The sequence below is a fragment of the Priestia sp. TRM10 genome (assembly GCF_057808375.1).
In genome coordinates this window covers 1,272,019-1,297,996 of sequence record NZ_JBJZOT010000015.1, presented here as the reverse complement: position 1 = coordinate 1,297,996, position 25,978 = coordinate 1,272,019, and the positions used below count along the sequence as shown (strand labels likewise).

Genomic DNA, 25,978 nt, shown 5'->3' with positions numbered 1-25,978 from the left:
TGCCTTAATTGTAGCATAATAGAGAAGTGGAGTAACAAGCAAATAGTGGGAGGATCTAAATCATGAGAAAAACAAAAATTGTTTGTACAATTGGTCCAGCTAGTGAAAGTAAAGAAATGCTTGAAAAGTTAGTACAAGCGGGTATGAACGTTGCACGTTTAAATTTCTCGCATGGAGATTTTGAAGAGCATGGAGCTCGTGTAAAAACCATTCGTGAGGTTAGTCGTGAAAGTGGTAAAACCGTAGCGATTCTTTTGGATACAAAGGGGCCTGAGATTCGAACACATACGGTAGAAAACGGTGAGATTTCGCTTTCAAAAGATGATGAAGTTATTGTATCAATGAATGAAGTTGTCGGAACTCCACAAAAGTTCTCAATTACATACAAAGGGTTAATTAATGACGTTGAGAAAGGGTCAACCATTTTATTAGATGATGGATTAATTGAACTTGAAGTAATTGATGTCAACAAAAAACATGAAGAAATCCGCACAAAGGTCCGCAATCCAGGGATTTTAAAAAATAAAAAAGGCGTTAATGTACCAGGAGTGAGCGTAAACCTCCCTGGTATGACTGAGAAAGATGCAAAAGATATTAAGTTTGGCATCGAGCAAGAGGTTGATTTTATTGCAGCTTCTTTTGTTCGTAGAGCTTCAGATGTACTGGAAATCCGCCAGCTTTTAGAAGAGAACGGCGGGGAGCATATTCAAATTATCCCGAAGATTGAAAATCAAGAAGGGGTAGATAATATTGATGAGATATTAGCTGTATCAGACGGCCTCATGGTCGCGCGTGGAGATTTAGGTGTTGAAATTCCTGCCGAGACTGTTCCTCTTGTCCAAAAAAGGCTAATAAAAAAATGCAACGAATTAGGAAAACCTGTTATTACGGCAACACAAATGCTTGATTCAATGCAAAGAAATCCTCGCCCCACGCGAGCGGAGGCAAGTGATGTAGCAAACGCTATTTTTGATGGAACAGACGCAATTATGCTTTCTGGTGAAACAGCAGCAGGTCATTATCCTGTTGAATCTGTGCAAACGATGAATGCTATTGCAACAAGAGTAGAAAAAGCTCTAAATTATCAAGAGCTTCTAAAAAAACGAAGTCAACAAGTTGGAGCTACTGTAACAGATGCTATTGGTCAATCTGTTGTGCATACGTCTTTAAACTTAAATGTTAATGCAATATTAGCTCCAACTGAAAGTGGTTATACAGCGAAGATGATTTCAAAGTATCGTCCTCAAGCTCAGATTATTGGGGTTACAACAGATGAAAAAGTTTTAAGAAAGCTTGCACTCGTTTGGGGAGTTCATCCTGTACTTGGCGAGAATGTGGCCACAATTGATGAAATGCTTGATATGTCAGTTCGTGCTGCTCGTAAATCAAACAATATTGAAAACGGAGATGTTGTTGTAATTACAGCAGGTGTTCCTGTTGGGAAATCTGGAACAACAAACCTTATGAAAGTGCAGGTTGTTGGAGAACTGCTTGCAAAAGGACAAGGTATTGGACGTAAATCAGCATTCGGAAAAGTAGTTGTTGCTAAAAACGCAAAAGAACTACAAGGAAAAATAACTGAAGGAAGTATTGTTGTTACAATTGGGACAGATCGAGATATGATGGATTCATTAGAAAAAGCATCAGCTATTATTACAGAAGAAGGTGGCTTAACAAGTCATGGAGCTGTTGTTGGTTTAAGTCTAGGTATTCCTGTCATTGTAGGAATTGAAAATGCAACAGAGCTCTTTAAAGATGGTCAAGATGTAACCGTTGATGGGAACGGCGGCGTTATTTATAAAGGATATGCAAGCGTGCTATAAAAGGAAAGTAGAGTCGATGTTTATGCATCGACTTTTCTTTATAGCCGTTTTCTTTATCTTTTCAGCCATAACTCTTATAATAGAGATAGTCCTCAAATCTATTGTGAGTGGAGGAAAGGTCATGAAAAAAATTTTTCCGTTCTTTTTAGTTTTAGTATTGCTTGAAATTGCAGCCATGATTTATATAGGAAGTGCGATTGGCTTTTTTCCTACCCTTTTATTGATAGTAGCTACAAGCATAGCAGGAGCTTATTTTTCAAAAAAACAAGGTCTTCTTGTATTACAAAAAGCTCGTTATCAAATGGAACATGGTTATGTTCCTGGAGAAGAAATTATGGATGGTTTATGTGTACTCCTTGCTGGAATATTGCTTATCATTCCTGGATTTATTACAGATATAACAGGTCTTATATTCCTGCTTCCTTTTACAAGAAACCTTCTTAAGCCAATAATTTCACGCTATCTTGGCACTATTTTCCGAAATAAAGGATTTGTCATGATGCGTCGTTTTTAAATAAATATCTTACAAACAAAAGAGCTTCTACTTGTAGAAGCTCTCTGTTGTTTTAGACGTCAAATTTTCTTTTTGTTATCTAAAATAAATGCTAAGAGATGATGAAAAACTCCAACTTTGTGTATTGTGTTAAAGAGAACAAGAGAAGTGGGACCAATAATCAGACCAAAAAAGCCAAAAAGTTGAAAACCGATAAAAACAGCTATTAAGGTTGCAAGTGGATCAATTCCAATACTTGATGAAAGAACTTTTGGTTCCATGATTTGCCTTTGGACAGCAACGACTACATAAAGTACAAGCAAGCCTATTCCGAGTGCGTTATTTCCACTTAAAAAGCTATAAAGGGCCCATGGTACAAGAATGACTCCTGTTCCTAAGTAAGGAAGTAAATCAACAAAACCAACGATAAGAGCGATAGTAATGGCATAATCAATTCGTAAAATCAATAATCCTATAAGAACAATAATAGTTGTAATCGAAATAAGCGTAAGCTGTGCTTTTAGGAATCCTGTTAGCGCAAACTTTAATTCAATGATGATTGTACGTAGGCTTTTTTTCACTTTAGGTGGGAAAACTTTATTTATTTTTCCTTTGAGCTTGTTTAAATCTTTACTAATAAAAAAAGTAGCAAGGAGGGAAAAGATGAAAAACGTAGCTGCATTTGGCAGCCATGTAAAAACAATCGGAATACTTTGTAAGAAACGTTGGATGAAAGTTCCGACTGTTTCAGACAGAGTTTCTCCAACATTTTGGATGTTCGTCATCATTGCAATTTGCTGCTCGTTTTCTAGACTGTTGAAAAAAGAAGATAATTTATTATAAAGTGGGATAATTTGCTCTCCTAGAAACTGCTCGATGTATAAAACAAGATGAGTAAAGTTTTGAGGTACTGATTTTGCTAAATACTCAGCTCCTGCTACAATTTCAGTAAAAAGAAGCACTAATATACCTGCTACTGAACAAAAAAGCAGAAGAAGAGTCGTTAATATTGCTAAAGAACGTGGAAATCTCAGCCGATTCTCCAATAGGTTTACAAAGGGATTAATCATTAGAGAAAGGATAAAAGCAATGATAAAAGGGTAAATCAAGTGTGATAAATGATATAGGAACCAAAAGGAAAGAATGGTGAGGGAGACAACGAGTAGAATTCGACCAAATATGGAAACATAGTGTGAATTCATTTTTTTCCTCCTAGCATGTCCAGTTATTATATCTTACATATGCATGATGAATTTTAGAAGTTTACAGCTGGATTTTTAAATTTTTTACATTGGAATGTGCAAAAAAATACTTTTCTGAAATAGAAAATATTTACTTTGAAAAATCAAGAAAGGTGATGAGGACGTGTTCTCACAAGCAACATTATTTTTACTTGTTTTCCTTGGAATTGCAGTCATCGCTAAGAACCAATCGCTTATTTTTGCTGTTGCTTTTTTACTTGTTATAAAACTGATTGGCCTTGATAGCAAGCTGTTTCCTTACCTACAAACTAAAGGAATTAATTTAGGAGTGACAATTATAACAATCGCAGTCCTTATCCCAATTGCTACAGGAGAAATTGGGTTCAAACAGCTTGGAGACGCTGTGAAGTCTTCCTATGCTTGGATTGCTCTAGGAGCTGGAATCGCCGTTGCGCTTATTGCAAAACATGGGTTAACGCTCCTTCAAAATGATCCTCAAATCACAGCTGCTCTTGTAATTGGAACAATTTTGGCTGTTGCCCTTTTTCAAGGAGTTGCCGTTGGGCCACTTATTGGAGCTGGAATTGCCTATATTTGTATGAAAATCGTTGAAATGTTTCAGTGAATATTTTCTTGTTATAATAAAAATTTAAAATTTATTGATACTTATCATTCACAAAAGTCTGATAATTGTTTATAATGATAGGTGAACATCATTTAACCTACCTTTTTAGCGGGCACAAAAATGACTAGCTTAAAACAGGGCTAGCTATTTTTAGTGCACGAGAAAATGAAAGCATTTTCTTTGTGAATGCTTGCTCAAGGTAAGCTTAAATGTACGATCTCAAGCGGAGAATTAACCTTTTTCTGTTCAAAAAGTCACTGTGCTGCGAATAAAAAGGAAAAATTCATACCGCAGGAGAAAAAGGGGAAATTTTTTATAGAAGGAGAGGAGAATATGACAGCAACTCGAGGTTTAGAAGGAGTCGTAGCTACAACATCAGCTGTAAGTTCAATTATTGACGATATGCTAACGTATCGAGGATACAATATTGATGATTTAACAAGCTATGCTACATTTGAAGAGGTAGTTTATCTACTTTGGCATGGTAAGCTTCCTAATGAAGGTGAATTATCAGAGTTTACTAGACTGCTATCTGAAAATGCAGAGCTTCCAAAAGAAGTTGTAGATCACTTCTCAACATATCCAGTTGAGAAAGTACATCCGATGGCAGCACTAAGAACAGCTGTATCATTGTTAGGTTTGTATGATGAGGAAGCAGACAGTGTTGAAGAAGAAGCGAACTATCGCAAAGCTATTCGCTTACAGGCACAGCTTCCAACAATCGTTACGACGTTTGCACGTATAAGAAAAGGGCTTGATCCAATTGCTCCGAAAAAAGAGTACGGACTAGCGAAGAACTTTCTTTATATGTTAAATGGAGAAGAGCCAAGTGATATTGCTGTTGAAGCTTTTAATAAAGCACTTGTTCTTCATGCTGACCATGAATTGAATGCTTCGACATTTACAGGCCGTGTATGTGTTGCAACACTATCTGATATGTATTCTGGTTTAACAGCTGCAATTGGCGCTTTAAAAGGACCTCTTCATGGAGGAGCAAACGAAGCTGTAATGAAGATGCTCTCTGATATTGGTGATGTGGACAGAGTCGATTCTTACATTCAAGCTAAACTGGATGGAAAAGAGAAGATTATGGGATTTGGTCACCGTGTTTATCGAGAGGGAGATCCGCGCGCTAAACATTTAAGAGAAATGTCTAGAAAGCTTGCAGATGTAACGGGAGAAAAGAAATGGTATGAGATGTCATTGAAAATAGAAGATCTTGTTACAAGTCAAAAAGACTTACCGCCGAACGTAGATTTTTATTCTGCATCTGTCTACCATTCTTTAAAGATAGATCATGATTTATTTACACCAATTTTCGCAGTCAGTCGCGTTTCAGGATGGATTGCTCATATTCTAGAGCAGTATTCAAACAATCGTTTAATTCGTCCGCGCGCTGAATATATAGGACCTGATAAACAGGCATATGTTTCTATTGAAGATCGTTAACTAAATCGATCTTGTGCTCAGGACTTGATTTCTTGAGCACAGCACCATTTTTTTTTACACAATACTAGGGAGGTTATTTCCATGACACAAGGAGAAAAAATTCAAGTTAACAACGGAGTATTACAAGTACCTAATAAACCAATCATTCCATATATCGAAGGAGATGGAATCGGTCCTGATATTTGGGCGGCAGCATCAAGAGTACTAGAAGCAGCTGTTCAAAAAGCGTATAATGGAGAGCGTGGCATCGTTTGGAAGGAAGTTTTAGCTGGAGAAAAAGCTTACAATGCAACAGGCGAATGGCTTCCTGCTGAAACATTAGATGCTGTACGTGAATATATGATTGCAATTAAAGGGCCTTTAACAACTCCTGTTGGCGGAGGAATTCGTTCTTTAAACGTTGCTCTTCGTCAAGAGTTAGACTTATTTGTTTGCTTACGTCCTGTTCGCTACTTTACAGGTGTTCCATCTCCTGTTAAACGTCCTGAAGACACAGACATGGTTATCTTCCGTGAAAATACAGAAGATATTTATGCTGGTATTGAATATGAAAAAGGTTCAGAAGAAGTGAAAAAGCTTATTGACTTCCTTCAAAATGAAATGGGAGTAAATAAAATTCGCTTCCCAGAAACATCTGGTATTGGAATTAAGCCTGTATCAGAAGAGGGGACAAAACGTCTTGTACGTGGTGCAATCAACTACGCAATTAGTGAAGGACGTAAATCTGTAACCCTTGTACATAAAGGGAACATTATGAAATTTACAGAAGGCGCATTTAAAAATTGGGGCTATGAGTTAGCTGAACAAGAGTTTGGTGATAAAGTATTCACATGGGCTCAGTATGATCGCCTTGTTGAAACAGAAGGTAAAGAAGCAGCAAATAAAGCACAAGATGAGGCTGTTGAAGCTGGAAAAATCATCGTGAAAGATTCTATTGCTGATATCTTCTTACAACAAATCTTAACACGTCCAAGTGAGTTCGATGTTGTTGCAACAATGAACTTAAATGGCGACTATATTTCAGATGCTCTTGCAGCACAAGTTGGTGGAATTGGAATTGCTCCAGGAGCAAACATCAACTATGAAACTGGACATGCTATTTTCGAAGCAACACACGGTACAGCTCCGAAATACGCTGGTCTTGATAAAGTAAATCCATCTTCTGTTATTCTTTCAGGTGTACTAATGCTTGAACACTTAGGATGGAAAGAAGCAGCAGATCTTGTAATGAGCGCAATGGATAAAACAATTGCTTCTAAAGTCGTAACATATGACTTTGCTCGTTTAATGGACGGAGCAACAGAAGTGAAATGCTCTGAGTTTGGCGATAAGCTAATTCAAAATATGGAAGAAGAAGTAACAGTATAACGTTAGAAAGTAAGAAAAAAGAGGAGGAATTGTGATGACAATGAGACGTAAGAAAATCTCCGTTATTGGTGCAGGCTTTACTGGAGCAACAACAGCATTTCTTTTAGGACAAAAAGAGCTTGGTGATGTTGTTCTTGTCGATATTCCAAATGCAGAGGGACCAACAAAAGGGAAAGCATTGGACATGCTTGAGGCTAGTCCAATTGAAGGGTTTGATTCAAACATTGTTGGCACGTCTAACTACGAAGATACGGCAAATTCTGATGTTGTCATCATTACAGCAGGTATCGCTCGTAAGCCAGGAATGAGCCGCGATGATCTTGTTACAACAAACCAAAAAGTAATGAAAAGTGTAACGCAAGAAATTGTAAAGTATTCGCCAGATTGTCATATTATTGTATTAACAAATCCTGTTGATGCGATGACATACACAGTGTATAAAGAATCTGGTTTCCCGAAGAACCGTGTTATTGGTCAATCAGGGGTGCTTGACACTGGACGTTTCCGTACGTTTGTTGCGCAAGAGTTAAACGTATCTGTTAAAGATGTAACAGGTTTCGTTCTTGGTGGACATGGAGACGATATGGTACCGCTTGTGCGCTACTCTTATGCAGGCGGAATTCCACTTGAAACACTTATTCCGAAAGAGCGCCTAGACGCTATTGTAGAGCGTACAAGAAAAGGCGGCGGTGAAATTGTTGGTTTATTAGGAAACGGAAGTGCTTATTACGCACCAGCAGCTTCATTAGTAGAAATGACGGAAGCAATCGTGAAAGATCAGCGCCGTATCTTACCTTCCATTGCATACCTTGAAGGTGAATATGGATACCAAGGAATTTACCTTGGCGTTCCGACCGTGCTAGGTGGAAATGGAATTGAACAAGTTATTGAATTAGAGTTAACAGATCCTGAACGTGCTCAACTTGATCAATCTGCAGAATCTGTTAAAAAAGTAATGAGCGTACTTGTATAATAAAAAAAGAAAGGTTCGGAGGAATATCTCCGAGCCTTTCTTTTTAAATATTAATGTAAGCGATTTCATTTTAAGGAGGCGTTCATGTGTTAGGGAAAAGAGTAAAACTTGGCAGGTTTATAGAAGAGCTTTCTGTTGGTGAAACATTTTTAAAAGAGGAAAAGATGGAGGATAGAGAGCTACTTTTATATTTAGGATTAACAGACGATGCTAACCCATTATATATTCAACATGATTATACAGCGCAAACTCCTGTGAAAAAACCAATTGTTCCCTCTATTATGCTCTCAGGTATGATTACTTCTACAATATCCAAACACTTTCCAGGACCAGGGAGCCAAATTTTAAGTCAATCTCTTCAATTTATACATCCTGTTTACCATTATGAAACGATCGAAATTTCGCTTAAAATCCTAGAATTAAACCAAGATTCCGAAACCATTAAAATAGGCGTAGTAGCAAATAAAGATAATCGCAGTGTTATAAAAGGAGAAATTCTAGTACGCACTCCATATCGGCCAAAAGAGTTAGACGAATACGTATTTCAGAACTTCTAGAAGCGATTCCTTAGACCATTTCCAATAGCAGCTATAAATAAATTGGAAAATGGTCTTTTTCCCTTTGAGAAGTTTAAAAATTCATTGTATGATTATAATGAATGGAAAAAAACTTGTTAAAAGTTTAACGTGAGCGGAGGCGCATATGGGTAAAAAGCTATTAGTAGTGGATGATGAACAATCTATCGTAACGTTATTACAGTATAACTTACAGCAAGCAGGCTTTGAAGTTTTAACAGCTATGGATGGGGAAGAAGGGCTAGAGTTAGCAAACAGCCAGGAGCTTGATTTAATTGTACTAGATTTAATGCTTCCAAAGATGGATGGGATTGAAGTATGTAAAAAGCTTCGTCAACAAAAAGTGATGGTTCCCATCTTAATGCTAACAGCTAAAGATGATGAGTTTGATAAAGTACTAGGTCTTGAACTTGGTGCAGACGACTATATGACAAAACCGTTTAGCCCACGAGAAGTTGTAGCTCGTGTGAAGGCCATATTAAGAAGAACACAGTTTGCCCCACAGCAAAGTGAGGAAACATCTGGACTTGGTGATGAAGTTTTTATTGGATCACTTCGAATTTTACCAGAGCACTATGAGGCTTATTTTGAAGGAAACCGCATTGAACTTACTCCAAAAGAATTTGAACTTCTATTATATTTAGCGAAACATAAAGGACGAGTATTAACTCGTGATCAGTTATTAAGCGCTGTATGGAATTACGATTTTGCGGGAGATACAAGAATTGTGGATGTTCATATTAGTCATCTACGAGAAAAAATTGAGCGTAACTCAAGAAAACCTGTTTATATTAAAACAATTCGAGGATTAGGATACAAGCTAGAGGAGCCTAAATCGGATGAATAGATTTCGCTCTCGTCTCCTATTTGCTTTGCTTACTCTAATTATTATCGTGCTTATTGGACTAGGTCTTTTGCTTGGCCAGCTTTTCAAAAGCTTTTATGTCCAAAACTTTCACGATCGATTAGAAAAAGAAGTAAGCCTTGTTGAAATTATCGTCTCTGAAAAAGGGCTAGGTTCAAAAGACCTTCATGATGAACTTGATTCAATAAGCAAAATTTTAAGAGCGAGAGCTACCGTTTTCTCTGATAAGGGGAAGATTTTATTAGATTCAAATGGAGCAAATCTTCCTGTAACAGATAAAGATTTACAGGACTTTGTGAAAAAACGTATTAATGAGCAAGATGGGGTTGTACGTGAAGGTGGTAACTCTGAAGTTTATTATTACGGTGCACCAATCGTTCAAAATGATCAAAAGGTAGGCAGCGTCGTATTAAGCGCTTCTATAGATTCGTTAGACAAAATTAATACACAAATTTGGGGAGTTTTGATTGGTAGTTTAGGAATGGCCCTTGTTGTTATCTTACTTTTAGGGGTTAAAATTATGAATCAATATACAAAACCAATTGAATCCGCAACAAAAGTTGCGATGGAGCTTGCACGTGGGAACTATAAAGCTCGTACATATGAAGACTATGTTGATGAAACGGGAATGTTAAGTCAAGCAATTAACATTTTAGCACGGAATTTACAGGAGCTTATTGCTTCACAAGAAGTGCAGCAAGATAGATTAAGGACGCTTATTGAAAATATGGATAGCGGTCTTATTTTGATTGATGAAAAAGGCTATATTAATCTTATTAATCGCTCATATAAAGATACATTTAAGATTAATCCAACAGATTATCTTTATCAGCTGTATTACGAGGCTTTTTCACACCGCGAAATTGCAGCGATTGTCGAAGAGATTTTTATGACAGAGCTTCGAGTCCGAAAAAGTATTGTGATTCCGATTAATATTGAACGTCGTCATTTTGAAGTATATGGATCACCTATTATCGGGCTGAATGATGAATGGAAAGGCATTATCCTTGTTTTTCATGATGTTACAGAGTTGAAGAAACTAGAACAAATGAGAAAAGACTTTGTAGCGAATGTATCACATGAGCTAAAAACGCCAATTACGTCTATTACAGGGTTTAGTGAGACCCTACTCGAAGGTGCAGGGAATGATGAGGAGATTAGAAATCAATTTCTAAAAATCATTCACAAAGAAGGTCAACGGATGCAAAGCCTTATTCAAGACTTGCTCGATCTATCTAAAATTGAGCAGCAAGGTTACAAACTTACGATTGCAGAAGTTAATCTAGTAGAAGTGATTGAAGAAATTATCATGATTTTAAAAGAAAAAGCAAAAACAAAAGGGATTGAGCTTGCTTTTTATCATGAAAAAGAAGAAATGTTTATTGAAGCAGATAGTGAACGTTTAAAGCAAATCTTTATTAACCTTATTAATAATGCAATTACGTATACGCCAAGTGGTGGAAAAGTTACGTTAAAGATGATGGATGGTCGCCAGGATGTTAAAGTGTTGGTGGAAGATACTGGGATTGGTGTATCAGAAGAAGAAATCCCCCGTATTTTTGAACGATTTTACCGGGTAGACAGAGCAAGAAGCCGAAATTCAGGTGGAACAGGTCTTGGACTTGCTATTGTAAAACACTTAATTGAAGCACATCATGGACAAATTGATGTGGAAAGTGCTGTTGGAGAAGGCACAACTTTTAAAGTGAACCTTAAAAAGAAACAAGGAAAATAACCACCTTGTTTGGATATGGAATGAAAGTTTACATCAATTTTACAAACGATTTAACTAAGGTTAACATTCTATTGGTAAAGTAATAAGTGGAAACCCCTTCATCCAAGGAGCCAATGTTGATAGGTGAAAACAGACTAATCTGTTTTCACCTCTTTTTTTATGTTTATAAAAAGGACTGAATTTTTCTTTCTATGAGAGATTTTGATACAATACTAATAAGTGAAAGAAAGATGGAGGACGAAAAATGACCAAAAAGCTTGTCTTAGTTGATGGAAATAGCATTGCTTATCGCGCATTTTTTGCATTGCCGCTGTTAAGCAATGATAAAGGTATTCATACAAATGCAATTTACGGCTTTACTACGATAGTGACACGTATTTTAGAAGAAGAAAAACCAACCCATATGCTTGTTGCATTTGATGCTGGAAAAACAACGTTTCGACATAAAACATTTACAGAATATAAAGGTGGACGTCAAAAGACACCGCCAGAGCTCTCTGAACAATTTTCATTTATTAGAGAGTTGCTTGATGTATACGGTATTTCTCGCTATGAATTAACAAATTATGAAGCTGATGATATTATTGGCACGCTTTCTTTAACAGCAGAGAAAGAAAATTTCGAAGTCAAAGTAATCACAGGAGACAAAGATTTACTTCAGCTTGTTTCTCCTAAAACAACAGTAGCAATTACCAAAAAAGGAATTACAGAAGTAGATGCATTTACTCCTGAAAAAATTGATGAAACATACGGTATTTCCTCAAATCAAATTATTGATATGAAGGGATTAATGGGAGATAAATCAGATAACATTCCAGGAGTAGAGGGAATTGGAGAAAAAACGGCCCTTAAACTTCTAAAAGAGTTCGGATCAGTTGAAGAAGTGCTAAACTCCATCGATCAGATTAGCGGAAAGAAAATGAAAGAGCGTCTTGAAGAAAATAAAGAAACAGCTTTAATGAGCAAAGAGCTTGCCACAATTATGCGTGATTCACCAATTGAAATTTCTTTAGCTGAAACAGAATATAAAGGCTATGATAAAGAAAAGCTTATTGCTCTTTATAAGGAACTAGGATTTAAATCAATGCTCGAGAAGCTTGATGTAGAGGTGACAGAAAGCGCAGAGCTTCAAGAAATTCATCCAACAGTTTTAAAAGAGGTAAAAGAAGAGCATCTTGAAGGAAATGTAGCATTAACAGTTGAGCTTTTTGATGAAAATTATCATCACGGAGATATCCTAGGTTTTGGCCTAGTAGGTGAGAAGGAAAGCTATTATATTGACCGTGATACAGCTCTACAATCAGAAGTTTTTGTGAAATGGTTAGAAGACGAAAGTAAGAAAAAAGCTGTTTTTGATATAAAAAGAGCAGCTGTAGCGCTGAAGTGGAATCATGTAGACCTCCGTGGAGTAGATTTTGACTTGCTTATTGCTGCTTATTTAATAGATCCTGCACAGTCTCATGAGGATGTAGCAGCAGTTGCCAAACTAAAAGGTTATGGTGGACAAGTTCAAGGAGATGAAGAAGTATACGGAAAAGGTGCCAAGCGAGCAGTTCCGAATGAAGAGTCTCTTGCCGAACATGCCGTTCGTAAAGCTTTTATGATTAAAACATTAAAAGAACCGTTTTTAAAAGATCTAGAAGAGAATAACCAGCTGTCTCTTTTCAATGATCTTGAAATGCCCCTTGCCCTTGTATTAGGAGAAATGGAAGTGCAAGGAGTTCATATGGATATGAACCGTCTTGAAGAAATGGGGAAGGAAATCGGAGAGCGTCTGAGTGAATATGAAAAAAACATTTATGCATTAGCAGGAGAAGAATTTAACATTAATTCACCAAAACAGCTTGGAGTTGTCCTTTTTGAAAACTTAGGTCTTCCACCAATTAAAAAAACAAAAACAGGATATTCTACATCAGCAGACGTGCTAGAAAAGTTGGCAAGTAAGCATGAAATTGTGTCTGAAATTCTTCAATACCGCCAGCTAGGAAAACTTCAGTCCACATATATTGAAGGATTGAAGAAAGTAGTGTATAAAGAAACAAATAAAGTGCATACACGTTTTAACCAAACGCTAACTCAAACAGGTCGGTTAAGTTCTACAGATCCTAACTTGCAAAATATCCCTATCCGCCTTGAGGAAGGGAAGAAGATTCGTCAAGCTTTCGTACCTTCACATGAAGGGTGGATGATTTTTGCTGCCGACTATTCGCAAATTGAACTGCGCGTTCTTGCTCATATTGCACAGGATGAGAAGCTTATTAACGCATTTAAACACGACCTTGATATTCATACCCAAACCGCTATGGATGTTTTCAAAGTTGAGCGTGACGAAGTAACAGACAATATGCGCCGCCAAGCAAAAGCAGTCAATTTTGGTATTGTATATGGAATTAGTGATTACGGCTTATCACAGAGTTTGAATATCTCAAGAAAAGAAGCACAGGAATTCATTGATCGTTATCTAGAAAGTTTCCCAGGCGTTCAAGCTTATATGGATAATATTATCCAAGATGCCAAGGAAGCAGGATATGTCACAACACTTCTTCATCGTCGTCGCTATCTTCCAGAGCTTACAAGTCGTAACTTTAACTTAAGAAGCTTTGCAGAACGTACGGCTATGAACACACCAATTCAAGGAAGTGCAGCAGATATTATTAAAAAAGCTATGCTTGAAGTGCAAAAGCGTCTTAAAGAGGAAGAGTTAGAAGCAAAACTTCTTCTTCAAGTCCATGATGAACTAATTTTTGAGGCTCCGACAAGTGAGATTGAGAGACTTCAAAAACTTGTACCAGAAGTGATGGAACATGCTATTGAATTAAGCGTGCCGTTGAAAGTTGATCATGCGTACGGAGAAACGTGGTTTGACGCTAAATAGTAAAAGTACAATCAGTGAAGGGAAACTTTTCCCTTCACTAATTATGTTTAACAACATATAAGAAAGAAGGGACATCAATGCCAGAACTACCAGAAGTTGAAACCGTTCGTAAGACACTTGTAAATCTTGTGAGTGGAAAAACAATTACAAGAGTGAACGTTCTTTGGCCGAATATTATTAAGCGTCCTGTTGAAGTTGCTCAATTCACAGATGCTTTAATAAATCAAAAGATTCATGACATTGGACGAAGAGGGAAATTTCTTCTTTTTTATCTCGATGATTATACACTTGTATCTCATTTAAGAATGGAAGGAAAATATCGTCTTGTCGAGCAGGGGGAAGATCTTAACAAACATGATCACGTTATGATGCTTTTCAGTGATGGAACAGAGCTTCGTTATAATGACGTTCGAAAGTTTGGAACACTTCATCTTTTTAAAAAAGGAACAGAGTTTGATTCAGGTCCGCTTGTTGGGTTAGGACCAGAGCCTTTTGCAGAAGAGTTTACAACTGCATCTCTACAAGCAGGATTAGCGAAAACGAATCGGAAAGTAAAAGTAGCCTTACTAGATCAGGAAATTGTTGTAGGCCTTGGGAATATCTATGTAGATGAAGCACTGTTTAGAGCAGGAATTCACCCTGAACGTGTTTCACACACACTTGGTGAAGAAGATATTGTTCGTTTGCACCAAGAAATTATCGCAACGCTTGCTGAGGCAGTAGAAAAGGGTGGAAGTACAATTCGTTCTTATGTGAATACACAAGGAGAAATTGGCACATTCCAACATCAACATTTTGTATATGGGAAAAAAGGCGAGCCTTGCCAAAATTGTGGAACAGAAATTGAGAAATTTACTGTAGGCGGACGTGGAACCCATATTTGTCCATCATGCCAACCTTTTCCTAGAATATAATAAGTATATAAACTTCATCAGCTTTTAATAACAATGGATGGGCTTCTTCCATATAGTAATCGTAAAGAAATGGAAGGAGCCTAGTAATGACAGCACAACTTTCTTTATTTTTATTAGCATTTGCTGTAAGTCTTGATAGCTTCAGCGTTGGCGTAACATATGGATTACGCCGCATGGGGCTGCCTTTTAAATCCATCATTATTATTGCTTGTTTTTCTATGTTTTCTCTTGTTTTTTCAATGTTTGTTGGAAAAGGCCTTTCTGCTGTTTTTTCACCAGACGTGATGGAGAAAATAGGCGGTGGAATTTTAATATTTCTTGGTGGATGGGTATTATTTCAATTTTTTCAGCAGTCAGATGAGCCCCACAATAGAGTAGGCCCAAAAGTGCTCCTTGATTGGGAAATCAAATCATTAGGAGTAGTTGTCCACATTTTAAGAAAACCAACTTCAGCGGACTTTGATCGGTCAGGATCTGTTACAGGGATAGAGGCTGTTATGCTTGGTTTAGCCCTCTCACTTGATGCTTTTGGGGCAGGAGTAGGAGCTTCCCTTTTAGGATATTCAACTATCTATCTTGCTATAGTCGTTGGAATTATGAGTGCGCTCCTTTTGTATGCTGGTTTGAAATGTGGAAATGCTTTTTCAAAACTTAGTTGGATAAAGTTTTTTTCATTTTTACCAGGTGTGTTACTTATTGTACTTGGAATATGGAAAATGTAAAAAGTGAAAGGACGAAGAAACATGGCCATTACAGTTGGATTAACAGGAGGAATTGCAAGCGGGAAAAGTACTGTTTCCGCTATATTGAGAGAGCATAATATTCCTGTTATTGATGCAGATATTATTGCACGTGAAGTTGTAGAACCAGGAAAAGAAGCTTATAACCAAATTGTTAAACGTTTTGGTCGTGATATTCTTGAAGAAGACGGGACACTTAATCGCAGTGCTCTCGGAGAGATTGTGTTTAATGATGAGCAAAAAAGACAGCAACTAAACGCTATTGTTCATCCAGCAGTGAGAAAAGAAATGCTTTCTAAAAGAGATCATTATTTGCAGCATGAAAGAAACGTTATATTAGATATACCGCTTTTATTTGAAAGTAATCTAACCCATCTTGTTGATAAAGTACTGCTTGTATATGTCGATGAAGAGGTACAGCTTAAACGTTTAATAGAGCGAAATGGCTTTAGTGAACGGGAAGCACTAGCGCGTATAAAAGCGCAAGATCCTCTTAAGGATAAAGTTGCAAAATCGGATGAAGTTATTAATAATAATGGTTCAAAAGAAGAAACAAGGAAGAAAGTTACACATATTATTGACAGTTGGAACTTAAAATAGTTAAAAGAGGTCATCTCTTTTAGCTATTTTTTTTTGAAATGTGTTTTTTAACTATAGCGTTTTCTTTTTAATGTGTTATACTTAAGTAACAACAAAAGATAAAAAGTATAACATAATTAGAGAGGGGAATGGCTATGAAGGCAAAAGTAGCAATTAATGGATTCGGAAGAATTGGTAGAATGGTATTCAGAAGCCTAATAAAAGAAAGCGGTGTTGATGTTGTAGCAATTAATGCAAGTTATCCAGCTGAAACACTTGCCCATCTTATAAAGTATGACACAATTCATGGTAAATTCGATGGTGAAGTCATTCCTTTAGAGAAAGAGCTTCTTGTAGATGGAAAGAAAGTGCTGCTTTTGAACTCGAGAGATCCTCTTTTGCTTCCGTGGGGAGATTTAGGAGTAGATATTGTTATTGAAGCAACTGGAAAGTTCAATTCAAGAGATAAAGCACAGCTTCATATTGATGCAGGGGCAAAAAAAGTAGTGTTAACAGCTCCAGGGAAACAAGAAGATATAACAGTTGTAATGGGTGTGAACGAGGAAAAATTAGATTTGGAGAAACATCATATTATTTCAAATGCTTCATGTACAACAAACTGTTTGGCACCTGTCGTAAAAGTTCTCGATGAGAATTTTGGAATTGAAAACGGCTTGATGACAACTGTTCATGCTTATACAAATGATCAAAAAAATATTGATAACCCTCATAAAGATTTGCGACGTGCGCGTGCATGCGGCCAATCAATAATTCCTACATCAACCGGGGCAGCAAAAGCTCTTTCGCTTGTACTTCCTCATATGAAAGGTAAAATGCATGGAATGGCTCTTCGTGTGCCAACGCCAAATGTTTCACTTGTCGATCTTGTTGTGGATGTGCAAAAAAACGTAACGATTGAAGAAGTTAATCAAGCATTCCAACAAGCTGCTTCAACGAACTTACGAGGCATATTAGATTTTTCAGAGGAGCCGCTTGTTTCAATTGACTATAATACAAATCCTTTCTCAGCTATTGTTGATGGACTATCAACTCTTGTGATGGCTGATCGGAAAATTAAAGTATTAGCATGGTATGATAACGAATGGGGATACTCCAAAAGAGTTGTCGACCTTGTTAAGTTAGTGGGAACAGAGCTTTTTCAACAAGCTGAACTTGGGATGAGTTAGAAAAAAGCCCACCTTAATGGTGGGCTTTTTTACATAGTTTTAATTGAAAATAAAGCTTTATAGAAATATTTCTCATTTTAAAAATGAGATCATAAATAAATATAGCTTCACAAATCCTAACGAAGTGGCACTTCTCTTTTTTATTTAAAAAAGATGTGTTGCAAAATAATTATAAACAAAGTATACTATGTTTTGTGAAATTCTTATAAGCCTTTTGCAGGCTAGCTACTTAAAGGGTTAGGACCTCCTTGGACTAACTTTCCCCCGTGGTAGTTAACGTGCGCTATTGATCAGAGACTTATAAGGAATTTGTATTTAAAAATGTTGAAGGGGGAAACATAAGTATGGAAACAATTGGTCGTCACGTAATCTCAGAGCTATGGGGATGCGATTTTAACAAGTTAAATGATATGGATTTTATTGAAAAAACGTTCGTTGATGCAGCGCTAAAATCAGGTGCTGAAGTTCGAGAAGTAGCTTTTCATAAATTTGCTCCACAAGGTGTAAGTGGAGTTGTTATTATTTCGGAGTCTCATTTAACAATTCACAGTTTCCCAGAGCACGGCTATGCAAGCATTGATGTTTATACATGTGGAGAGATGGATCCTAACATTGCAGCAGATTACATTGCTGAAGAGTTAGGAGCAACAACTCGTGAAAATATTGAAGTTCCACGTGGAATGGGTCCTGTTCAAATTAAACAAAATCAAGCAAATGCGTTATAATAATAATACAGCTGTAGAAAGAGGTGTCTATGTACACCTCTTTTTTGTTATATCCTTTTATAAGTGGCAAACTAAGTAGTAGAAAGTAGAACTGTTTGTAATAAACCTTGTATTTATAAAAGAAGTTCTATAAGATAAAAATACAAAAGTGAGAAGTTGGAGCTGAGAATATGAAATGTCCTTCTTGCCATTCAAATAGCACAAGAGTCTTAGATTCACGACCAAGTGATGAAGGACGTGCTATTCGTAGGCGTCGTGAATGTGAATACTGTCATTATCGTTTCACAACCTTTGAAAAAGTAGAAGAAATCCCGCTTATCATTGTTAAAAAAGATGGCGTGCGTGAAGAATTTAGTCGAGAAAAAATCTTACGCGGTCTTATTAGGGCTTGTGAAAAAAGAGCGGTACCATTAAAAAAACTTGAGGAAACAGTACGAGAAATTGAAACAGAGCTTCGCAATCAAGGAGGATCTGAAATTTCATCTGATTTTATTGGTGAAATGGTAATGGAACGTTTAGCAAAGATTGATGAAGTAGCTTATGTTCGTTTTGCTTCTGTTTACCGTCAATTTAAAGATATTAACGTATTTATTGATGAATTAAAAGAATTAATTAAAAAAGAACAGCAGAAATAACCGGAGAAGAAAGGTACGAATAATATGACTTCTCAACATTGGAAAGAATTGATTGCTATTGATCGTTATGTTGTTCATACAAATGATATTCTCCATGACTATGATCGTCAAATTATTACAAAGCTTTATCAGCCTCTTATCGGTCCAATCGGCTACAGTTTGTATATGACATTATGGAGCCAACTGAAAGAAAAAGAGCACTGGGGAAAAGAAGTCACCCATCATTATTTAATGGCTATGATGCAGTGTGGTCTTCCAGAAATCTATAGAGAGCGTCAAAAGTTAGAAGGAATTGGTCTATTAAAAACATTCGTGAAGGAGGAGCAAGAGCATAGGCTTTTTGTTTATGAATTAATACCACCGCTAACTCCTCACGAATTTTTTAATGATGGTGTTCTAAACGTTTATTTATACAATCGACTAGGTAAAAACGTTTTTCAAAATGTTAAACAACATTTCTTGTACCCCCCTCTGTCAAAAGATCAGTTCAAGGACGTTACTCGTTCTTTCAATGACACATTCCAAACTCTACATATGAGCGAAATAAGCAGTGTGCAAAAAGAAGTAAAAAGCACACTAACGAATAAAGAAAACTTTAAATATGTAGGAGAAGCAAAAAGTAACGGTATATCACTTGATGATCACACGTTTAATTTTAAGCTTTTTCTAGCAGGTCTTAGTGATACAATGGTACCTAAAAAAGCGTTAACAAGCGAAGTGAGAGAAGCGATTCAAAAAATCTCCTTCCTTTATGAAATAGATCCGATAGAAATGAAAAACGTTGTTATTGATGCAATTGATGAAAATGATGAAATCAACATTGAGAATCTTCGAAAGTCGGCACAAAACACGTATTTATTTAAATCAGGGGAAAGTTTGCCAACTCTTGTCGAAAAAATACAGCCTGATAAATTAAAAGAGGAAGAGAAAGAGCTAATAGGGCAAAATCCTGAAGATGAGCTCATTCCTCTTTTAAATAATATTTCGCCAAGAGAGCTTCTGGAAGGATGGTCACAAGGTGCTCAAGCTTCAAAAGCAGATTTGCAAATTATTGAAGATGTGATGTTTAAGCAGAAGCTAACACCTGGGGTTGTAAATGTTTTGATTTATTATGTAATGATTAAAACAGATATGAAGTTATCAAAGTCATACGTAGAAAAGATTGCAAGTCATTGGGCGCGAAAAGGAATTAAAACAGTAAAAGAAGCAATGGATCTCGCTAAGAACGAGCATAAAGAATATCAGCAGTGGGAAGAGACGAAAAAGCAGTCAACAAATAAGAAGACAAGAAAACCTATAAGAAAAGAAATGGTTCCTGATTGGTTGAAAGAAAAAGAAGAAAATTCTGTTGAAAAGCTAGATGATGAAGAGAAAATAAAAGAAGAAGAGCGTAAAATGGAAGAGATATTAAAGCACTATCGCGAGTCAGAAGAGTAGTCTTTTTGTCGAAAAAGCGATACGATAGCTAGTGTCTTGTAACTAGTGAAGGTAGGTGAGGAAAGTGCAGCCAATTGATCGTTCTTTAAAAAAAGTAATGCAAAAGCCAGATTTTAAAACACGGCTTTCCAAAATGCGCATGATGGTGACAAATCAAAAAGAAGTGCAGGAATTTTTGCAAGAACATCGAGCAGAAATTGACGATAAGATGATTGACCGTAGCTTAATGAAGATGTATGAGTATACAACTCAAAGTAAACAGTGCAAAAGCTGTCCATCATTAGATCAATGTATTAATTTAGTGAAAGGATATGAGCCAAAGCTTACTTTGCAAGGCAAAACAATTGATTTACAATATGATCGCTGTCCAAATAAAATTGCCCATGATCAAGAAAAAGAGTACAAAACCCTTATTAAAAGCCTTCATCTTCCTCGTGAAATTTTGGATGCTAAAATGGGTAATATTGATATGGAACGAGGGCGAGCTAAAGCGCTAACGCTTGTTCATGAGTTTTTACAAAACTATGAAAACGGAAAGCCTGCTAAAGGTTTATATATATATGGGTCGTTTGGCGTTGGAAAAACATATTTTTTAGGTGCCATTGCAAATGAGTTAGCAAAGCGAAACATTCAGTCTATTCTTGTTTATCTGCCTGAATTTCTACGCGAGCTTAAAAACTCTTTAAAAGATTCAAGCTTAGGAGAAAAAATTGAGCTTGTGAAAACAGCTCCTATACTTATGTTAGATGACATTGGGGCAGAGGCGATGAGCAGCTGGGTACGAGATGATATTATTGGAACAATTCTTCAGTACCGAATGCATCAAAGTTTACCGACATTCTTTACATCAAATTTAGGAATCAAAGAGCTTACACATCATTTCACGTACTCACAGCGTGGTGAAGAAGAAGCGCTAAAAGCAGCTCGAATTGTCGAGCGGGTTAAAGCCCTTGCAACTCCTGTGAATTTGGTTGGGGAAAACCGAAGAGAACAAAAATGAGCAAGTCTATTACGAAAAGTAATGGACTTGCTCATTTTTTTTGCTTTCCTTCCATATATATGTAAGGGACGATGTTAGGTAAGGGGGGAATTGTTTGATTAGTGTAACGTTCGAACGAGAAGATGAAGCAATTATAATGCATAACTTATTAAAGCATTTTCGAAGAAGAACGCGCGTAAACAGGCTTTGTACAATTAATCGAATTAATACCAAAATTTTCATTCATATAAATGAACATAGAGAAACGACAATGAAAAATATTATTGTACCTGCTTTTACAACGTATGTTATTCAAGAGAAAGAAGAGAAATTTGTTTCATATCTTTTAGAAGACCTCTCTTTATATAGTACATGGGAAGAGCAGCAGCGGCTTTTTGCGACAATCTATTCTGTTATAAAGTGTGATGAAAAAGAACGTTCCTTTTACAAAAATTCAAGGTGGCAACTTGTAAATGAAGCTGTTCAAGATTTCCTTCAAGAAGATTTAGCTTTCTCTTTTGATGCCTTTAGAACATTTCGGTTAAAAGAGTACTATCAACGAATTTATCACTATATTCAGCTTGGGGTTGAAGAGCATGAGAAAGAAGAAGACTATCAAGTTTTTATTCATGAATTGCGTGATATTATTCAAAAAAAGAAAACGTGGTTTCAGCATATTTCCATTGTATATAATGGTGAATTTCGGTTTTATGAAGAGCCATTTTTGGAGATAACTAAAGAGAGCGTTGAAAAAGCAAGAAAAGAGTTTCTAACAGAATATCCATCTTTACGCGTGAATGAAAGAATTATTGCCCCGCTTTTAAAATGGGCTCCGCGTAAAATTCACCTTTATACAGATAAATGGGATCATGTTTTAATTTCCACTATCCAGACGATTTTTGAAGAACGTGTTTGTCTTCTTCCACTTCGAAAATTTCCGCCTCCTTCCCAAAGTAAAGGTTGATTTACGACAGGATTATTCTTATAATAGGAACGTACATTTCTTAAATAACAAAAGTAATGATGAGGACACGAACGTATGCAATACGGTTTGCAGAGAGGGAAGATAAAGCTGTGAGCTTCCTAACACGATTCATATGTTTACCACCTCTAAACTTCAGTAGTGAACGAGCATGTGCTTTATTAATTGCTGACGGGAGCCCCCGTTATCAACACTTGGAGCTGTTCTAGTGCGGTTATTTTGCATGAGCAGAAACAAGGGTGGAACCACGATGATTATATACATAACTCGTCCCTTTTTTAGGGACGAGTTTTTTATTTTTTACATTTAAAAGGAGTGACCGAAATGGCGGAAGTAAGAAAGTTAACATTCCCAGATGGATCAGTAAAAGAATTCGAAGTGGGAACAACAACAGAAGATGTAGCTTTTTCAATTAGTCCTGGACTTCGCAAAAAAGCAATTGCAGGTAAAATAAATGGAAAAGAAATTGACTTAACAGCCCCAATTCAAGAAGATGGAAAAATTGAAATCTTAACACAAGGTTCAAAAGAAACGCTTGAAATTCTTCGCCACAGTACAGCTCATTTAATGGCTCAAGCTATTAAACGCTTATATGGTAATGATGTTAAACTCGGCGTTGGCCCAGTTATTGAAAGTGGGTTCTACTACGACATCGATATGGAAGAATCTATTACACCTGAAGACTTACCTAAGATTGAAAAAGAGATGCAAAAAATTGTGGATGAAAACTTACAAATCGTTCGCGAAGAAGTATCTCGTGATGAAGCACACAAAATGTTTGCTGAGATTGGTGACAACTTAAAGCTTGAGCTTTTAGATGCTATTCCAGCAGATGAAACAGTATCTATTTACCGTCAAGGCGAATTCTTTGATCTTTGTCGCGGTGTTCACGTACCTTCAACTAGCAAGATTAAAGTGTTCAAACTTCTAAGTTTAGCAGGAGCTTACTGGCGTGGAGATAGCAAAAATAAAATGCTTCAACGCATTTATGGGACAGCGTTCTTTACAAAAGATGAATTAAAAGAACATATGCGTCTTCTCGAAGAAGCAAAAGAACGTGATCATCGTAAAATTGGTAAAGAATTAAACCTATTTGCAAACGTTCAAAAAGTTGGACAAGGCCTGCCGCTTTGGATGCCAAAAGGTGCAACAATTCGTCGTATTATTGAACGTTATATCGTAGATAAAGAAGAGCGTCTTGGCTATGACCATGTATACACTCCAGTTCTTGCAAGCAGTGAACTATATAAAACATCTGGTCACTGGGATCACTATCAAGATGATATGTTCCCTGTTATGGAAATGGACAACGAACAGCTTGTTCTTCGCCCGATGAACTGCCCGCATCACATGATGATTTATAAACAGGATATCCATAGCTATCGCGAACTTCCAATTCGTATTGCGGAGCTTGGAACAATGCATAGATATGAAATGTCTGGAGCACTTTCAGGACTTCAACGTGTTCGAGGTATGACGCTTAATGATGCTCACGTTTTTGTTCGTCCGGACCAAATTAAAGATGAGTTCGTTCGTGTTGTTCGTCTAATTCAAGAAGTATATCAAGACTTTGGATTAAACGACTACTCATTCCGTCTTTCTTACCGTGATCCTGAAGATACAGAAAAGTATTATGATGATGACGAAATGTGGAACAAAGCTCAAACTCTTCTAAAAGAAGCGATGGACTATCTTGAGCTTGATTACTATGAAGCAGAAGGAGAAGCAGCTTTCTATGGTCCTAAGCTAGACGTTCAGGTTCGTACAGCTCTTGGCAAAGACGAAACACTTTCAACTGTTCAGCTTGACTTCTTACTTCCAGAGCGTTTTGATTTAACTTACATTGGAGAAGATGGCAAACAGCATCGTCCTGTCGTTATCCACCGTGGAGTTGTATCAACAATGGAACGTTTTGTTGCTTTCCTTATTGAAGAGTATAAAGGTGCATTTCCAACTTGGCTTGCTCCTATTCAAGCAAAAGTCATTCCTGTATCACCTGACGTGCATTTAGAGTATGCAAAACAAATTGAAGATGAGCTTCGTCAAGCAGGATTACGTGTTGAAATTGATGAGCGTGATGAAAAAATGGGATATAAGATTCGTGAAGCTCAAATGCAAAAAATTCCATACATGCTTGTTGTAGGAGACAAAGAACGTGATGAGAAAGCTGTAAACGTTCGAAAATACGGTGAGCAGAAGTCAGAAACTGTAAGCTTTGAATCCTTCCTTTCAGCTCTTAAAAACGAAGTTGAACAAAAAGGAAAGTAATTTATTGATAAAAATTGTTGCATATTTTTGAGTGCTCTGCTAAAATAGTTTTTGTTGCACTTTAAGCAATCTGTTGACATGCTCAGTTGAGATGTGATATGATTTCTAAGGTAAATTGAATACTTGTTTGTGGAAAGAAGAGGCACCCGCTTCTCACCTGATTGACGCAGCTATTGCAGTTGATAGGTTTCAACACAACTTTTATGATTATATAAAAGCTAACGTGTGGGTGCTCTGTGCTCACACGTTTTTTATTGACTACTATCAACAGAGTGCTTCAATCCCAAACGTATTCCCTATAAAACCTTGGAGGTGGCTACTTATTAGCAAAGATAACACTTTAATCAATGAGAGCATCCGCGCTCGTGAGGTACGCTTAATCGATCAAAACGGAGATCAAGCCGGAATTAAATCTAAGCAAGAAGCGCTTGAAATGGCAGGCCGTGTAAACTTAGATCTAGTGCTAGTGGCGCCAAACGCAAAACCACCGGTATGCCGTATTATGGATTATGGTAAATACCGTTTCGAGCAACAAAAGAAAGAAAAAGAAGCACGTAAAAATCAAAAAGTGATCAATATCAAAGAGGTTCGCTTGAGCCCTTCTATTGATGAACATGATTTCAATACAAAGCTTCGCAATGCACGCAAGTTTTTATCAAAAGGTGATAAAGTAAAAGCGGCTATTCGTTTCAAAGGTCGTGCCATTACTCATAAAGAGATTGGTCAGCGTGTACTTGACCGTTTTTCAGAAGAATGTGCAGATATTGCTGCTGTAGAATCTGCTCCGAAAATGGACGGTCGTAGCATGTTTCTTGTGCTTACGCCTAAGACGGATAAATAATTTTTAAAATTAGATGAGGAGGAACATCTCATGCCAAAAATGAAAACACATCGTGGAGCTGCAAAACGTTTCAAGAAAACTGGATCTGGTAAACTTAAACGTTCTCACGGTTACACAAGTCACTTATTTGCAAACAAATCAACAAAACAAAAGCGTAAACTACGCAAAGGTGCTCTTGTAAGCTCTGGAGACTACAAACGCATCAACCAATTATTACACAACGTTAAGTAATTTATAGTTAGATACACAGGAGGGAATTATTATGCCACGCGTAAAAGGCGGAACAGTGACGCGTCGTCGTCGCAAAAGAGTACTTAAGTTAGCTAAAGGTTTTTTCGGTTCTAAACATCGTTTATATAAAGTAGCAAATCAACAAGTTATGAAATCTCTAATGTATGCATACCGTGACCGTCGTCAAAAGAAACGTGACTTCCGTAAACTATGGATCACACGTATCAATGCGGCTGCACGTACAAACGGTCTTTCTTACAGCCGTTTAATGCATGGTCTTAAACTAGCTGGTATCGAAGTTAACCGTAAAATGCTAGCAGACCTAGCTATCACTGATGAGAAATCATTTGCTGAATTAGCAAACGCTGCAAAAGCTCAACTAAACAAATAATATAAAGGTGTCCAAGCGGCACCTTTTTTATTTGGACGAAAAAAGCTCTGCTCTTTATAATGAAGAGGAGAGCTTTTCTATTAAGG

General features: G+C 36.9%; 24 protein-coding genes and 1 other annotated feature. Of the genes, 23 read left to right on the top strand and 1 reads right to left on the bottom strand.

The genetic code is table 11. The features are described 5' to 3' along the window. Positions 1-62: 62 nt before the first annotated feature. Together pyk and ACK3CR_RS23435 are read left to right on the top strand one after the other, a co-directional pair. Positions 63-1,823 (top strand): pyruvate kinase, encoded by a 1,761-nt coding sequence (pyk, locus tag ACK3CR_RS23440; RefSeq protein WP_243517235.1) that lies wholly within the window; start codon positions 63-65, stop codon positions 1,821-1,823. Between the two features lie 121 nt (positions 1,824-1,944). Continuing rightward, positions 1,945-2,337 carry an FxsA family protein gene (locus ACK3CR_RS23435; protein ID WP_243517236.1) on the top strand — a complete coding sequence of 131 codons (393 nt, stop codon included), beginning with the start codon at positions 1,945-1,947 and terminating at the stop codon, positions 2,335-2,337. Between the two features lie 59 nt (positions 2,338-2,396). Here the strand turns inward: ACK3CR_RS23435 and ytvI are convergent, their stop codons facing one another. Next, positions 2,397-3,518, bottom strand: coding sequence for a sporulation integral membrane protein YtvI (gene ytvI, locus ACK3CR_RS23430; protein WP_328122492.1), 1,122 nt, complete (start codon positions 3,516-3,518; stop codon positions 2,397-2,399). A 163-nt stretch (positions 3,519-3,681) separates the two neighbouring features. On the opposite strand from ytvI, the gene ACK3CR_RS23425 reads away from it, so the two are divergent. The 21 genes from ACK3CR_RS23425 (at position 3,682) to rplT (ending at position 25,892) form a co-directional block, all read left to right on the top strand. Then, the gene (locus tag ACK3CR_RS23425) at positions 3,682-4,143 is read left to right on the top strand and encodes a DUF441 domain-containing protein (RefSeq protein ID WP_113749567.1); all 462 of its coding nucleotides are present in this window, start codon (positions 3,682-3,684) and stop codon (positions 4,141-4,143) included. 333 nt (positions 4,144-4,476) lie between these two features. After that, complete coding sequence (citZ, locus tag ACK3CR_RS23420) at positions 4,477-5,592, top strand: citrate synthase (RefSeq protein WP_019391217.1); 1,116 nt, start codon at positions 4,477-4,479, stop codon at positions 5,590-5,592. 75 nt (positions 5,593-5,667) lie between these two features. Next, entirely contained in the window at positions 5,668-6,960 is a 1,293-nt protein-coding gene (gene icd, locus ACK3CR_RS23415) for an NADP-dependent isocitrate dehydrogenase (protein ID WP_268586573.1), read from the top strand. 34 nt (positions 6,961-6,994) lie between these two features. Next, entirely contained in the window at positions 6,995-7,933 is a 939-nt protein-coding gene (gene mdh, locus ACK3CR_RS23410; RefSeq protein ID WP_019391219.1) for a malate dehydrogenase, read from the top strand. A gap of 86 nt (positions 7,934-8,019) precedes the next feature. After that, positions 8,020-8,490 carry a MaoC/PaaZ C-terminal domain-containing protein gene (locus tag ACK3CR_RS23405; RefSeq protein WP_243517240.1) on the top strand — a complete coding sequence of 157 codons (471 nt, stop codon included), beginning with the start codon at positions 8,020-8,022 and terminating at the stop codon, positions 8,488-8,490. A 145-nt stretch (positions 8,491-8,635) separates the two neighbouring features. Beyond that, positions 8,636-9,355, top strand: coding sequence for a response regulator transcription factor (locus tag ACK3CR_RS23400; RefSeq protein WP_019391221.1), 720 nt, complete (start codon positions 8,636-8,638; stop codon positions 9,353-9,355). Beyond that, the gene (gene pnpS / locus ACK3CR_RS23395) at positions 9,348-11,108 is read left to right on the top strand and encodes a two-component system histidine kinase PnpS (protein WP_488976160.1); all 1,761 of its coding nucleotides are present in this window, start codon (positions 9,348-9,350) and stop codon (positions 11,106-11,108) included. Before ACK3CR_RS23400 ends, pnpS begins: the two co-directional genes overlap by 8 nt. 244 nt (positions 11,109-11,352) lie before the next feature. Then, the gene (gene polA / locus ACK3CR_RS23390; RefSeq protein ID WP_410914137.1) at positions 11,353-13,983 is read left to right on the top strand and encodes a DNA polymerase I; all 2,631 of its coding nucleotides are present in this window, start codon (positions 11,353-11,355) and stop codon (positions 13,981-13,983) included. A 77-nt stretch (positions 13,984-14,060) separates the two neighbouring features. Further along, positions 14,061-14,897 carry a DNA-formamidopyrimidine glycosylase gene (gene mutM, locus ACK3CR_RS23385; protein WP_488976159.1) on the top strand — a complete coding sequence of 279 codons (837 nt, stop codon included), beginning with the start codon at positions 14,061-14,063 and terminating at the stop codon, positions 14,895-14,897. A gap of 86 nt (positions 14,898-14,983) precedes the next feature. After that, the gene (gene ytaF, locus ACK3CR_RS23380) at positions 14,984-15,619 is read left to right on the top strand and encodes a sporulation membrane protein YtaF (protein ID WP_488976158.1); all 636 of its coding nucleotides are present in this window, start codon (positions 14,984-14,986) and stop codon (positions 15,617-15,619) included. 21 nt (positions 15,620-15,640) lie between these two features. After that, entirely contained in the window at positions 15,641-16,237 is a 597-nt protein-coding gene (coaE, locus tag ACK3CR_RS23375) for a dephospho-CoA kinase (RefSeq protein WP_328122487.1), read from the top strand. Between the two features lie 134 nt (positions 16,238-16,371). After that, positions 16,372-17,403 (top strand): glyceraldehyde-3-phosphate dehydrogenase, encoded by a 1,032-nt coding sequence (locus ACK3CR_RS23370; protein ID WP_243517260.1) that lies wholly within the window; start codon positions 16,372-16,374, stop codon positions 17,401-17,403. Positions 17,404-17,747: 344 nt separating this feature from the next. Next, a complete protein-coding gene (gene speD / locus ACK3CR_RS23365) occupies positions 17,748-18,128 on the top strand; it encodes an adenosylmethionine decarboxylase (protein WP_019391228.1) in 381 nt (126 codons plus the stop codon). A 170-nt stretch (positions 18,129-18,298) separates the two neighbouring features. Further along, positions 18,299-18,763 carry a transcriptional regulator NrdR gene (nrdR, locus tag ACK3CR_RS23360; RefSeq protein ID WP_019391229.1) on the top strand — a complete coding sequence of 155 codons (465 nt, stop codon included), beginning with the start codon at positions 18,299-18,301 and terminating at the stop codon, positions 18,761-18,763. A 24-nt stretch (positions 18,764-18,787) separates the two neighbouring features. After that, positions 18,788-20,200, top strand: coding sequence for a replication initiation and membrane attachment family protein (locus ACK3CR_RS23355; protein WP_488976157.1), 1,413 nt, complete (start codon positions 18,788-18,790; stop codon positions 20,198-20,200). A 64-nt stretch (positions 20,201-20,264) separates the two neighbouring features. Further along, positions 20,265-21,200: a primosomal protein DnaI gene (gene dnaI / locus ACK3CR_RS23350; RefSeq protein WP_268586251.1), complete on the top strand. Its 936-nt coding sequence runs from the start codon at positions 20,265-20,267 to the stop codon at positions 21,198-21,200. A gap of 94 nt (positions 21,201-21,294) precedes the next feature. Beyond that, positions 21,295-22,143 carry a putative sporulation protein YtxC gene (ytxC, locus tag ACK3CR_RS23345; RefSeq protein ID WP_243517269.1) on the top strand — a complete coding sequence of 283 codons (849 nt, stop codon included), beginning with the start codon at positions 21,295-21,297 and terminating at the stop codon, positions 22,141-22,143. Positions 22,144-22,485: 342 nt separating this feature from the next. Beyond that, entirely contained in the window at positions 22,486-24,429 is a 1,944-nt protein-coding gene (gene thrS / locus ACK3CR_RS23340) for a threonine--tRNA ligase (RefSeq protein WP_124049769.1), read from the top strand. A 128-nt stretch (positions 24,430-24,557) separates the two neighbouring features. Then, positions 24,558-24,687: a sequence feature (ribosomal protein L20 leader region), on the top strand. Between the two features lie 40 nt (positions 24,688-24,727). Then, entirely contained in the window at positions 24,728-25,270 is a 543-nt protein-coding gene (gene infC, locus ACK3CR_RS23335) for a translation initiation factor IF-3 (RefSeq protein WP_113714088.1), read from the top strand. A gap of 30 nt (positions 25,271-25,300) precedes the next feature. After that, positions 25,301-25,501, top strand: coding sequence for a 50S ribosomal protein L35 (gene rpmI / locus ACK3CR_RS23330; protein ID WP_019391236.1), 201 nt, complete (start codon positions 25,301-25,303; stop codon positions 25,499-25,501). Between the two features lie 31 nt (positions 25,502-25,532). Next, positions 25,533-25,892 (top strand): 50S ribosomal protein L20, encoded by a 360-nt coding sequence (gene rplT / locus ACK3CR_RS23325; RefSeq protein ID WP_019391237.1) that lies wholly within the window; start codon positions 25,533-25,535, stop codon positions 25,890-25,892. Positions 25,893-25,978: the final 86 nt, after the last annotated feature.